This window comes from Rhodohalobacter sp. 8-1, from assembly GCF_038150125.1.
In the GTDB taxonomy this organism is placed as follows: Bacteria; Bacteroidota; Rhodothermia; order Balneolales; family Balneolaceae; genus SW132.
The window spans coordinates 283,018-296,823 of sequence record NZ_JBBVMF010000002.1; the positions used below are offsets into that span (position 1 = coordinate 283,018).

11 protein-coding genes are annotated in these 13,806 nt (G+C 43.2%); 1 reads left to right on the top strand and 10 read right to left on the bottom strand.

What is annotated here, in order from left to right:
* Positions 1-221 precede the first annotated feature (221 nt).
* On the top strand, positions 222-2,195 hold the full coding sequence (locus AABW11_RS02775) for a sensor histidine kinase (protein WP_340103193.1): 1,974 nt from the start codon (positions 222-224) through the stop codon (positions 2,193-2,195).
* A 264-nt stretch (positions 2,196-2,459) separates the two neighbouring features.
* Here AABW11_RS02775 and AABW11_RS02780 read toward each other — a convergent pair whose 3' ends face one another.
* The 10 genes from AABW11_RS02780 to trpE all read right to left on the bottom strand — a co-directional run bounded on the left by AABW11_RS02780 (position 2,460) and on the right by trpE (position 12,601).
* On the bottom strand, positions 2,460-3,203 hold the full coding sequence (locus tag AABW11_RS02780; protein ID WP_340103195.1) for a methyltransferase: 744 nt from the start codon (positions 3,201-3,203) through the stop codon (positions 2,460-2,462).
* Positions 3,204-3,255: 52 nt separating this feature from the next.
* Positions 3,256-4,356 (bottom strand): DUF4837 family protein, encoded by a 1,101-nt coding sequence (locus tag AABW11_RS02785; protein WP_340103197.1) that lies wholly within the window; start codon positions 4,354-4,356, stop codon positions 3,256-3,258.
* A 24-nt stretch (positions 4,357-4,380) separates the two neighbouring features.
* Positions 4,381-5,199 carry a tryptophan synthase subunit alpha gene (gene trpA / locus AABW11_RS02790; RefSeq protein WP_340103199.1) on the bottom strand — a complete coding sequence of 273 codons (819 nt, stop codon included), beginning with the start codon at positions 5,197-5,199 and terminating at the stop codon, positions 4,381-4,383.
* Entirely contained in the window at positions 5,196-6,386 is a 1,191-nt protein-coding gene (trpB, locus tag AABW11_RS02795) for a tryptophan synthase subunit beta (RefSeq protein WP_340103202.1), read from the bottom strand. The genes trpA and trpB overlap by 4 nt, the downstream gene beginning before the upstream one ends.
* Before the next feature lie 107 nt (positions 6,387-6,493).
* Positions 6,494-7,168, bottom strand: coding sequence for a phosphoribosylanthranilate isomerase (locus AABW11_RS02800; protein ID WP_340103204.1), 675 nt, complete (start codon positions 7,166-7,168; stop codon positions 6,494-6,496).
* Between the two features lie 5 nt (positions 7,169-7,173).
* Positions 7,174-7,992, bottom strand: coding sequence for an indole-3-glycerol phosphate synthase TrpC (gene trpC / locus AABW11_RS02805; protein ID WP_340103206.1), 819 nt, complete (start codon positions 7,990-7,992; stop codon positions 7,174-7,176).
* A gap of 2 nt (positions 7,993-7,994) precedes the next feature.
* Positions 7,995-9,017, bottom strand: a complete 1,023-nt coding sequence (trpD, locus tag AABW11_RS02810) for an anthranilate phosphoribosyltransferase (RefSeq protein WP_340103208.1) — start codon at positions 9,015-9,017, stop codon at positions 7,995-7,997.
* Positions 9,018-9,360: 343 nt separating this feature from the next.
* The gene (locus AABW11_RS02815) at positions 9,361-9,951 is read right to left on the bottom strand and encodes an anthranilate synthase component II (protein WP_340103210.1); all 591 of its coding nucleotides are present in this window, start codon (positions 9,949-9,951) and stop codon (positions 9,361-9,363) included.
* Positions 9,952-10,050: 99 nt separating this feature from the next.
* Positions 10,051-11,040, bottom strand: a complete 990-nt coding sequence (trpS, locus tag AABW11_RS02820; protein WP_340103212.1) for a tryptophan--tRNA ligase — start codon at positions 11,038-11,040, stop codon at positions 10,051-10,053.
* A gap of 91 nt (positions 11,041-11,131) precedes the next feature.
* Positions 11,132-12,601 (bottom strand): anthranilate synthase component I, encoded by a 1,470-nt coding sequence (gene trpE / locus AABW11_RS02825; protein ID WP_340103214.1) that lies wholly within the window; start codon positions 12,599-12,601, stop codon positions 11,132-11,134.
* Positions 12,602-13,806 lie beyond the last annotated feature (1,205 nt).

The window sequence follows — 13,806 nt, forward strand, 5'->3', positions numbered from 1 at the left end:
CTGTAATTTATATATAAAATGCAAGTCATTAGGTCACAATTATCCCTATTTTCAGTTTACCAACACTTTTATTAGGATTTTATAATTTATTATAGCAATACACTTACGAGACTGGCATTAAGTGACGAAAACAAAGTCATACAACCTGCTCTACATATATCATCATAATTTAATTATGTAACGTGATTCAAACATTTATATACTTATCAACATTCTTGTTATTGTTTACCCCGAAGCAAGCATCAGGTGAACAGTCTGGACTTGAAATACAAGAAGACCAAAAAGACTACTTCCTATATGACAGCTCAAGAGATTCCTTTAATAAATTTCCGAAAACTGAGGAAGCTGTAGACAGCCTGCTTTCAATAGGCTTTGACTTTTTAAACAAAGATTCCGGCATTTCATTCCGTGCAGCTCGGCAGGCAGAAACGTTAGCTGATGAAATTCAGTATGAAACAGGCCTTGCAGGCGTATATAATTTATTGGGAAGTAATTATCTCGATTTTGGAGATCATGAAATGGCAAATACCTACTATCTAAAGGCGTTGCGCATAGAAGAAGAGTTGGGCAACGAGCGAGGCATTGCAAGTGCCCTAAACAACCTGTCACTTATATATGTTGAGCAAGAGGATTATGAAACGGCAGCTAAGTATCTGGAAGAAAGCATTGAAGCATGGAAATCTCTTGACGATGAACAAGAATCACTTATATCAACCAATAATCTTGGGGTGATTCACCGGCGACAGGGAAATTATGAAAAGGCCCTCGATTATTTTTGGGAGACATCAAAACGGGCAATCCTGAGAACTGACCCCGACAGCCTTTCATACATTATTGCGACACTTAATATTGGTAACACTTATCGCAATATGGATGACTTTAAACGTGCAAAAATTCATTTAGATACGGCTCTGGATTATCTGAAACGGCATGAACAAAGCAACCACATGATTTTCACGTATATCGTGCTGGGAAATCTATACAACGATATTAATCAGCCGGAAAAAGCAATTAATTATACGACTAAGGGACTCCAACTGGCAGAATCGGAGGGTATGCGCGAAAAAACGAAGGAAGCGCATCAACTCCTTGCTACTATTTATGAGGGACTCGATAATTACGCACTTGCTTTTCATCATTTTCAGCTATTTCACGAACATTCAGATACACTTCAATCTATGCAGCGGGGTGAAAAAATAAGTGAGTTGCAGTCCAGGTTCGACGTGGAACAAAAAGACCGTGAAATAGAAATTCTGAATAAAGAAGCTGAGCTGAGAGAAGCAAATTTAATGAAAATGGATCAGCTTCGGAGTTTTTTGATTGCGGGGGTCATTGTTCTTTTCATCATCATTGCACTGCTATATAGTTCCAACAGAACACGAAAGCGAAACAACAGAAATCTTGAAGAAAAACAGCGCCAAATTGAAGAGAATAATAAAAAACTGTCTGCCTTAAATGCAGAGAAAGATGAGTTTATGAGTATTGCCGCGCACGATCTCAGGAATCCGCTCTCTTCGATTAACCTTGCAGTGGATATGATAAACAGTGAAGAACAACTTGATCAGCAAACGGTACGGGAATATACCGAGCTCATTAAAATATCTTCCAGTCGGATGATTACCCTCATCAACGATGTTCTTAAAATTCATACGATTGACGCATATGATAAAACGGAATCCGGAGCAGTATTAGAAATTAACTCTTTGGTGGAAGAATCTCTTCTCCATTTCAGGGAACCAGCGAGAACCAAAAATATTCAAATCAAGTCAGTTCTCAATCGAACACTCGACCCGCTTATAGGAGATTCTGATAATGTCTTGAGAATTATGGACAATCTGATTTCCAACGCCATCAAATATTCACCCTGCAATACTTCCGTAATCATTTCTACAAAGCAGGCCGGAAGTAATGTTCAGATAACAATTCGTGATCAGGGGCCCGGGATCTCACCAGCAGACCAGAAAAAGCTTTTCAGCAAATTTTCAAAACTTAGTAATAAACCTACAGGAAACGAATCCTCTACCGGTCTTGGCCTATACATTGTGAAGAAGATTTGTACTACTATGAATGGATCGGTAAGATGCGAGAGTGAGCCGGGATGCGGGGCTACATTTATCGTTGAACTGCCGACCTCAAAAAACAACAGAGCTTCACTTAACAAACCTATTAGGCGTAAAAAACGTACGGCTGGATGAGTTTCGTAGATCAGCCTTGATTTAATATATGATATTTTGGCTGTCGGATGTGCTGCTACGGAATACTGCATTTAAAATTGGGTCCACTATATTTTCCCGCATTTTTTTGACCATTCCTCTCTTTCTTGTTTTCGCCTAACTTTTTTATCGTAGTTTCAAAGCAGATCGGATATCGATATCACGAGAGTCTTACGGTTCTAAATCGAATCTGCCTGTTAATCAACTGATATTTCACTTTTAGAGGCAGTATAAATTTAAAGTGAACTACTCCCCTATTCGTTTAATAGCCAGGAATACGTTGTGGAAAGTCATCCCTATTTGTCCGTCTTTGGTTGTTTTCCAGTGTTCATTCAGAAGGTTTTTCTCTTTGTCTGATAGCTGCCGTTCCTCGCCTTCAATATCTAAACCGCCTGATGACATATGAACAAGAAACTGATTGAAATCGTCGAAATACTTGATTGATTGGTCTTCGTAGAAATCAACCTGTACAGGTCCCATTGAGATGTGAATCACAAGCGGCTCCGTTCCGGGCATCGGTTTGCCCGTAAATGGAATACCGAGATCAAGGCACGTAGATCGCCACTCCTGAAAGGAATCTTCGCCCGGAAAACTCACGAGCATCAATCCATCAAGGCTTAAACCGAGTGCCAGTTTTTCAAGTGCCGCGGCTGGATTATCGAACTGATGGACAACGTGATTGCCACAGATTAGCGAATAATGTAGCTGTTTGATTTCATCCGTTTCAGCGTCGAACTGTTTAAAATTTATTGCCTGCTCTCTTTCTAATCTGGATTTTGCATACTCGATCATCTCATTTGATACATCACTTACAACCAGCTCTCTGTTGGGAAACATCCGAATGATATGATCGGTAAAATGACCGGTTCCGGCACCGATTTCAAATATGGGTCCCGGAGGCACAATATTTCGCCAGGGCTCTAAAGAGTCGGCCAATCGTTTGGCAGAATCCTGTTCAGGTTCAGCATTTTTGTGGTATCGCTCTGACATGGAAGTTCCGGTTGTCGAGATTGACATGTACTTATGCAGGATCAAATGTGTGTTACTGTGCTTCGGACAATTGCTCGCCTCTGCTCGTGCGGTTCCAGGTAGAATCACTTTCAAAGGTGCGCCCCATGGCCTGGAATTGTCGAACAAACCGGCGTTTATTTACGCTGGGCGCAAACTGGGCATATTCAACCATAAATAGCCGGTCAGTTTCGGGATCATAAAAAGTGAAATGAACAAAGGGCCCGCCCATAAAATCATTTGTCATTCGCCAGAGGCCTTTAGTTTCGTACCCAATCAGGCGGTCTTCCCGATCAATTTCCTTAGTTTCCAAGGGCCGTCTGTAATCTGTTGTCACGTACGATCCCTCGCGCTCTCCCTGGGCAAGATGCTCCATCAGTGAATCGCGTGTCGCATTAATCCATCCGGGATCGATGAAATCCGCTTCTTGTACATCATTTTTCCACCAGGCCCACATCCAGCGATTGTTGTCAGGCAGGTAGCGGCGAAACATCACTGCGTTGGTCGTATCGATCACCTGTATATAGTCATGCTGCATACGCACTTTCCATCCATGATCTTCCCAGAGTGAGTCGGCAATCGCGACCTGCTCTCCTCTGCTGTATATATTTTCTATACGGCGTTCAAATTCACGCTTCATCAGGTGGCTGACCAGCGACTCTTCCGAATTTCTTATTTTCTGGGCAAGCGCATCATCAGAAACTGATGTCAGTATCAACACCCATTGGTCTCTCACCCATCGGTCGGACAGTGGAAAAGCAAAACTCTCTTCATTTCGAACACGTTGCTTAATATCATCAGATAGAATTCCAGTCACAAACTGCGATACGGTATGATCCTGGTTAAGAGGAGATGCAAAAATTACGTTTTTGTACTCCTGAAGCTGGTCAAGCTGATCGTTCGTATTGAAATCCTTAAAAACAAGCGTATATGCGTTTTCCGGCGTAGGTACGGTTTCAATTTGCCGGCCAAACGTTTCACGAATCGCCATGGCAGTATCACTGTTCCATTCAGTTGAATCCATCACAACATAAATCTCATCCACTGTTCCGATGGACCTTGGCCTGTAATCGCCTTCGCAGGCGGTGAACAGGATGATAAAAGCAATGGGTATTAAAAGGGAGTAAATTTTCATGTTGTAAAAATTGGATGGATAATTTCAGATGTTAAGATTCCCATATTTCAGATTATTAACAAAAGAAAAAAGCTTTTTTTGCCAGCCTTCGTCAGGATAATTCGAACGGATATTTTCAATCAACGCACTTCCAACGATAAATCCATCAAGTCCCTCAGAGATTTTCATGGCGTCATTATGGTTTTTGATGCCGAAACCAACAAGTTTTGGATTTTTCTGAACATTGTCCCGCACTCTGCTAATAAACCGCTGAACAGATTGCGCAACCTCATCCCCATCTCTTGCACCAGTCACACCGGTCACCGACACACAGTAAACAAACCCGTCGCTTTTCTGATCAATCACTTTCATTCGCTCGCTTGATGTATTGGGTGCCACAAGGTAGATCATATGCAGCCCGTGAGCTTTGGCGTGATCGGTTAAAATTCCTGATTCCTCAATGGGAGCGTCAGGTATAATGAGTCCATCTACTCCAGCAGATTCCGCTTTTTCACAAAACTTTTTTACGCCGTAGCGAAAAACAGGATTGATGTATCCCATCAGAACAATAGGAATTTGTGATGACTCCCGAATTTTTCTCACTATCTCAAAAATGCCATCCATCGTGATTCCATTTTCAATGGCCACATTGCTGGCATTCTGTATCGTAGGGCCATCGGCAAGAGGATCACTAAATGGCATACCCAGCTCCACCATGTCGGCCCCATTTTTTTCAAATCCAAGTACAAGGTCTGCTGTAGATTCCAGGTCAGGATATCCGGCTGTTAAAAACAGCGACATGATTTTTTCCTGATCAGTTCGGTTTTCGAAAAGAGATTCTATTCTGTTTTTTTGTGCAATCATGAGGAGAAATATTCTGAGATGGTTGACATATCTTTATCACCCCGACCTGAGCAGTTTAGCACCACTATTTCATCCGGAGACGTCAGGGGCATCAGTGTTTCCAAATAAGCAATGGCATGAGCTGTTTCTATAGCGGGAATGATGCCTTCAAGCCTTGAGGATCGCTCCACAGCGGCCATAGCATCCTTATCGGTCACACCATAATAGGATACACGTTTCATATCGTGCAGATACGAATGTTCCGGCCCGATACCAGGGTAATCAAGACCAGCACTGATTGAATGAGCGAGCTGAATCTGGCCTTCTGTGTCATGAAGAAGATAGCTCATTGACCCGTGCAAGACACCGGGCGTTCCTTTTGTGAGTGTAGCTGCGGTTTGATCCGTATCGGCTCCTAAACCGGCCGCCTCAATTCCAATCAGTTTTACAGATTCGTCATTGATAAACGGGTAGAAAAAACCAATAGCGTTGGATCCGCCGCCTACGCAGGCTAGCATATAATCAGGAAGGCGGCTTTCAGCCTGAAGTATCTGCTTCTTTGTCTCTTTTCCAATTACCTGGTGAAAATTACGGGTCATTTTAGGGTATGGATGCGGCCCAACAACCGATCCGATGATGTAGAACGTGGTGTCCACGTTGGTCACCCAGTCGCGAATAGCTTCGTTCGTTGCATCTTTCAATGTTTTTGAGCCGCTCGATACTGGTCTGACTTCCGTTCCAAGCAGGCGCATTCGGTCAACATTCAATTTTTGGCGGCGCATATCTTCCTCGCCCATGTAAACCACACAATCCATTCCGAATTTAGCACAAACTGTTGCGGTAGCCACGCCGTGCTGACCGGCTCCGGTCTCGGCTATTATCCGGTGCTTACCCATTTTTTTGGCAAGCAAAATCTGCCCAATGGCGTTATTAATTTTGTGTGCGCCGGTATGGCATAGATCTTCGCGTTTAAAATAGATTTTTGCTTTACCGTAGTAATCGGTCATCCGGTCTGCAAACGTCAGCTTTGTCGGCCTGCCGACATACTCCTCAAGCAGCGCATGATACTCATTCATGAAGATGGGATCATCCTGTGCTTCGTCAAATGCTTGTTCAAGTTCGTCGAGTGCGGGCATTAATATCTCGGGGACAAACTTGCCGCCGTAGTTACCATAGTAGCCTGCTTTAGTGGGGGCTTCGTAATTCATAAATTTATGATCTATTCTGATTCTTTAAGATTTGTGTATTCGGTTTTCTTAAATCTGTCCGTTTCCTATAACATAGACGTTGTCAGCTCCGCTGGACGCTTACAAGTCTACAACTCCCCCATTTCCTGGAGGTCCCAGATGTCACGTAGTTCGTCAAAAAGATCTTCAATTTTTGAGAAATCTTTAAGACCAGGCGACTCTTCTACTCCGCTCGAAAGGTCTATGGCATAGGGTCTGGCAAGTTTAATAGCCTGCCGTATATTTTCAGGCTTTAATCCGCCGGACAGAAAGAAAGGTTTAATTTCTTTTAGATCAGACAACACGTTCCAGTCAAAAGACGTGCCGGTTCCGCCCCATTTATCCGGTTGTTTTGTATCGAACAGCAAATATTCAACTGAATCTATATATGGTTCTATCGACGTTCTTAGATTTTCTGCTGATGTATCAGGCGTTATGTGAAAAACTTTGATGACCGGTTTTTCCATAAGATCACAGTATTCAACTGATTCGTCCCCGTGCAGCTGAACATAATCGAGGCCTGTCTGGCGCGCGATTGACTTCACATCGTCCAGCGGCTGGTTTACAAATATGCCCACTTTTTCAGGCCCTTCAAGCCAGTTGATAATCGCTCCCGCTTTTGCCGGTTCAATAAACCGGGGACTATTCGGGTAAAAAATAAACCCGACATAATCCGCAAGTGCCCCGGAAACAAACCGGGCATCTTCAAGATTAGTGATGCCGCAGATTTTTACTTTTGTTCGATTTTCAGGTTCTGCAAACATAGAGGTTATTCATCTGATGTATACGTTTCAATTTTATTTGACAAATCGTCGAGTAATTGCTCAAGAGCATTTCCAGGATGTTTTTTTCGCATCAAATGCTCGCCAATAAGCGCAGCATTAATATTATTTTTATAAAGATAAAAAAGATCGTCTGCGGTTGAGAGCCCGCTTTCAGACACCCGTACTTTATCTTTCGGAGATTTTTGCAGCAGTTTCACACCACGGTGCAGATCCACTTCGAATGTACCCAAGTCGCGATTATTGACGCCCAGGATATCGACGGTGTCCCAGTTCAGATTATCTACTTCATCCTCATGATAGCACTCGACAAGCGCCTCGAGTCCGTATTCTTTCGATGCAGTTAGTAGCTCATGAAGCTGATCGCCTTGGCAAATAGTAGCAATAAGTAAAACGGCATCCGCACCGTATGCTGCAGCTTCCTTTACCTGGTACGGATCAATGATAAAATCTTTTCTCAGAACCGGAATAGTACTGATCTCTGAAACAGACTTAAGATATTCGAGAGATCCCATAAAAAACGGTTCGTCCGACAGAACAGAAATAGCTGCAGCACCACCTTCCTGGTACATTTCAGCCAGCTTAACGGGATCGAAGTCGTGCCGTATAATTCCTTCTGACGGAGATCCTTTTTTAATTTCCGCAATGACAGACACTTTCTCATCTTTTTTCAGAGCCTTATACAGTGACTGCCTCTTTTTTTCATATCCGGCAAATGATTCGAGACTTTTCCAGGAAATTTTCCCTTTACGTTTGGCCAGGTCAGACGCTGTTTTTTCTACAATTTGATCAAGAATAGTAGCCATAATTATGCAATCCTCCGTGATACCTCTATAAATTGATTCAATTTTTCCTGTGCCCGACCGCTGCTGATACTTTCAGAGGCCAGTTCAGCTGATTCTTCAAGGGATTCTGTGCGACCCGTAACATATATTCCAAATGCGGCATTTAATTCTACAATTCGCTGCTGTGCGTATGAAGCGTTACCGCTTACAATATTCGTGATAATTTTTGCATTATGCTCGGCATTACCACCCAGAAGCTCTTTAAAATCAACTTTTTTAAATCCTAGCATCTTTGGATCAAACGTTGCGGATTCGCCGGTCATATTCGATTTTAGCTCAAAAATTTCAGTCGGAGATGACAAACTCACTTCATCAAGCCCGTCGTGGGCATGAAGCGTATAAGCGGTGTCGGTCTCAAGGTTCGCCAATATTTGAATCATCATTGCAGCAGCATCTTTACTAAATGCGCCAACAACCTGGTGACGTACACCGGCAGGATTTAATAACGGGCCAAGCATGTTAAAAAATGTTCGCAGTTTCAGGGATCGCCGGGCCGGCATCACATATTTCATTGCCGGGTGAAAGTTTGGGGCAAACATGAATGCCATGCCGGTCTGCTCGAACAGCTTTTCAACACTCTCTTTTTCGAGGTTGGGAACAGCTCCAAGTGTTTCAAGCACATCGTAGCTTCCGCTTTTACTCGATACACTTCTGTTGCCGTGCTTTAAAACAGGAACACCGGCACCGGCTACCACAAACATTGCTGCGGTTGAGATGTTGAATGTACCGGATTTATCCCCGCCTGTTCCGCACAAATCCACAGCTCCGGCAGTGTCTACATCCACGGACTTAGAAGCATTTCTCATCACCTTAACAAATGCCGTTAGCTCCTCAACACTCTCTCCTTTCATCCGCATACCCAGCAAAAAGGCGGCCACCTCTTCATTCGATACATCGCCATTTACAATAAGTTGAAGCGCTTGTTCTGCCTCGTCTGAAGTAAGATCTTCGGATACAGAAATTTTCTCAAGAAAATATGTAAACATTTATGCTGGAATGGTTTAAGAAATATTAAGATTAGTTAAATTAGGTAGTCTGTATTCCAAAATTTTGATTAAATCATAAGTGATTTAATTCCCCCTCTGTTCGGAAAGGATAAAAGTCCCCATTTAAAGAGGGAAACGACCCCGACAGCGGTCGGGAGAGCTGGGAGATGACTTTCTAAGTTTCGAAGTGTTCTTTGCTTAGTTCTGAAATATAACTGATCATCCTCCATTGCCCTCCGCCGGCTGGCTGATGAACACTCCAGAATAAACTCCATATTAATCAAAAAGTTATAGATTCTAAATTGGTATCCCGTGTGCTCTGTCCCGAGTTAGTTCATTATTATCACACAGTAGCTTTTACGGGTTGATGTTCGAGTGTTAACCAGTTTTTTACAATCTTTGGCCCCTCGGTTGTTAAGATACTTTCAGGATGAAACTGAATACCTTCAATCGGGTATTTCTTATGCCGTATGCCCATAATAACTCCATCTGCTGTACGAGCTGTTACCTCCAGTGATTCCGGAATTGATACCGGCTTCAGCGCCAGCGAATGGTAGCGTGTTGCAATAAAATTTTCGCCCACATCCGTGAACAAAGAACATCCATCATGATTAATGAGCGACGTTTTTCCGTGCATAAGGCTGGGCGCATGAATCACTTCAGCTCCAAACACATGGCCGATAGCCTGGTGCCCAAGACACACACCAAGTATCGGGATATCCGGGCCGAGTTCACGAATTACATCTTCGGTGACTCCCGCATCTTCCGGTCGGCCCGGCCCCGGCGAAATCAGAATCTTTGATGGATTCAAATTCCTGATCTCTTCCACGCTGAACTCATCATTGCGTATCACCTTGTAATTGTCGGTCACCCCGGCAACGATATGAACAAGGTTGTATGTAAACGAGTCGTAGTTGTCGATGATTAAAATCATAGTCTTTTTATCAAATGTTAATGAATCTGCAGCGACTATTTATTGGCTTTAAACAATTTAACCCTCTAAGCGTTTGAAACACATGGAGGGTTTTCTAACTCAATATTCAAAACTTCTGAATAATCCGGTAGCTGAACGGATAGGCTCCATCACCTCTTCCGCACGTTCCCTGGCGCGACTTCCGCCGGTTTGTAAAACATCGTTTATATATGATTGATCCTCTGCGAACATCTTACGCCGTTCACGAGCTTCTTCAAAATATTCATCAATAAGCTTTAAAAGCTGTTTCTTAGCATGGCCATATCCGTAGCCGCCTTCCCTGTATTTTTCAGCAATATCTTCCCGCAACGGTTTATCCGCTAAAAGCTTGATTAACGCAAACACGTTACAGGTTTCAGGATTTTTTGGTTCCTCAAGAGGCGTTGAGTCTGTTTCGATTGACATAACCTTCTTTTTCAATGTTTTGCCTTCATCGAAAATGTTAATCGTATTTCCGTACGATTTACTCATTTTACGACCGTCTGTGCCCGGAACCGTAGCTACTGATTTTACAATATGCTCTTCAGGTATTTTCAGAAGGTCATCACCATACGCACGGTTTAATTTACCTGCCAGGTCACGGCATATTTCAATATTCTGTTTTTGATCTTCCCCAACGGGCACAATATCTGAATGGTAAATCAGAATATCCGCCGCTTGCAAAATTGGATACGTAAACAAACCAATATTGGGGCTGAGTCCGTTCGCTACTTTATCTTTATAGGCTACCCCTTTCTCCATGAGCGAAACCGGCGTCAACGTTCCGAGAATCCAGGCCAACTCTGTCGTTTGCGGCACATCCGACTGTGCAAAGAACGTGCATTTTTCAGGATCCAGACCCAGTGCAAGATAGTCCAGCACCACGTCCATGGTATTCTCGTTGATCCGGTCTCCGTCAGTTATAGAGGTTAAGGAGTGATAATTAGCCAGGAAATAAAAGGCATCCCCTTTTTCCTGCATCTCAATATGCTGCTTCATTGCACCAAAATAATTACCGATGTGCAGTTTGCCGGATGGCTGGATACCGGATAAAATTGTTTTCTTTTTCATGTTTTAGTTGTGAGTCGTGAGTCGTGAGTCGTGAGTCTTTGTCTTAAGTCGTGAGATTATTTCTCAAGACTCATGACTCAAGACTCATTATCTATTTTGTGATTTCAAGTGCAAGGCTTAACGCTTCGACCAGCGCCCCTGCTTTATTTCGTGTTTCCTGGTACTCCATCTCGGGATCGCTATCGGCCACAATTCCGGCACCGGCCTGAATATAAACCGAATCGTTTGTCACCACCATCGTGCGGATGGCAATACAGGTATCCATATTCCCCGAAAAATCGAAGTATCCAACAGCCCCGGCATAGGGTCCGCGTTTCGTAGGTTCAAGCTCATCAATAATTTCCATCGCTCTTATTTTTGGAGCGCCGCTGACAGTTCCGGCCGGAAAACAGTTCTTTAACGCCTGAACTGACGTCTTGTTTTCAGCGATCTCCCCAACTACGTCAGACACGATGTGCATCACGTGAGAGAATCGCTCAATCGACTGATTTCGCTCCAGCTTCACGGTTCCTGACTTGCACACGCGGGACAAATCATTTCGGCCAAGATCAACCAGCATAATATGCTCTGCAATTTCCTTTGGATCGTTTTTGAGATCTTCTTCGTAGGCGAGATCCTCTTCATGCGTGTCGCCTCGTGGCCGTGTGCCGGCAATGGGCAGCAGCCGGACCTCCTTATCAGTAACACGCACCAACACTTCAGGGGATGACCCGATCAGGGCAAAATCATCAAGTTCAAGGAAGAACAGATAGGGTGATGGATTCACCATCCGAAGAGCGCGGTAGAGCGTAAACCGGTCACCTTCGAACGGTATCTCAAACCGCTGGGAGAGAACCACCTGGAAAATATCGCCTTCAAAAATGTACTCTTTGGCTTTCTTTACGTTGCTGTGAAACGTCTCGCGGGTGATGTTACTCGTAAGCTGATCTGCATCAAGGTGAAATGGTTTTGATGACGGCCGTGCAGCAGTTGCTGTCTCCTCCATTTTATCGAGTGCATGTTCGGCTGATTTATAAGCTGACTCAAGATCAGCATCATCATCATCAACAAATACCGTCTTCATCAGTACTACCTGCTGCTTCACGTGATCAAACGCAAACACTTCATCATAAAACGACCAGATCGCTTCCGGCAGATGCAGATCATCTGCCGGGGGATTCGGCAGATCCTCCAACTCCCGAACCGTATCGTATGATGAAAAGCCAACTGCTCCGCCGGTGAGACGTGGAAGTTCTTGTAAAAGAGGTTCAGTATGTTGAGTTGTGAGCCGTTCAAGGGCATCAAAATAATCTTCAGTCAGCAGTATTGGCTCATCATTTTTTTTGTGAAGCGTGACGGATTCACCATCAAACCGAAGCGTTTGATACGGATTCTTTCCAAGGAATGAGTAGCGGGCCAGTCGTTCGCCGCCTTCAACAGATTCAAACAGAAATGGAAGGTCAGCTCCTTCACGTATCGATAAAAAGAGAGAGACCGGCGTTAAGATATCCGCCAATATTCGACGTGATACCGGGATTGCGGTATACGACTTTGCTAGTTCAGAAAAAGTTTCAAACGTCATAATTATTCCAAAAAAAAACCCGCTTCAGTTCACTGCAGCGGGCTTTGTATACTTTTTAAAAAAAGTTGTTCAGCTTATAGGATTTCCACTGCCAAATATGTTCTGTTTGGCCACCACCAGCTGATATGTGCATTCATTTCTTTCATCGCCCTGAAACTAAATGATCTGAATATTAAAAGCAACGGTTTTTATGCGGGTTGATGATCAAACCTAATAAAGCAATGGTTATTTATAACAGGTTAGAGGATTATTTTAAAGCTGAGTCATTTACTAAAATTTTTGGATTAACGGGAGAGGCACGGATTGATAAAAAAGCCTGTGAACAATCACCTTGAACATATTCAAAATATTTCAAAAATAGGCCTTAGCTTTTGCAGATCCTTCACTGGACCATCAACCACAATGGCTTGATCAGGATGACAAGATCATTTGTTTGACAAGTGGGCGGCGTGGGCACAATAGTCGTTTTCAATTTAGCCTTGTCGTCACGCCGCCCTACACCCCAGCCGAATCAGTGTCATTCTGAGTAAAACGGTGTGTTTCCGTTTTATGAAGAATCTGCAAAAGTAACACATTTCGTTCTAATAAATGATTGGTATTTTCATTTTGAATGATCCATCTGGGTCGTTTAGAATGTGAATAGGTTTGTTACATATGCACATAAACTTTCAGGTAAAACCGTAAATATTTTGAGGCGGAGTCATTAACTTAAAATGAAATATCCCATTCTTTCCCGATCTGTACATCCTGTCATTAGCTAACCCTTTCTGTTACAAGGATGGTAGATCGCAGTTCTGAGCCCGCGATGACTTTTGGAGGTGAACCAGAATGGGAGATGCCGCATCGGGGTGCGGCATGACATCACTTCATAATAATGCTCATTCTATTCAAATCAATTTTCATTTGTATATGCTTTCAGATCAGCTTACTATTTAACTCGAATCATTCACGAAAGGATGTGTAGTTTAATGTAGAGCACTAAAAATTTATGCATATGCATAATAAAGCAGCCTACATTTGAACTACCGATTTTACAGCGAAATTTTACCACGAGCTGTGTTGCAGGAAAATAAATCGTGCTCAGAGTACGTCAAGTACTCTTCCGCCGCTTTTTTCCCTACGCCTTGCTCCTGACAAAATTTCTTGGTGAATAATCCGAGTTAAAAATTTCATTCAGACGATCGCCTATATCACAACGTTACAGA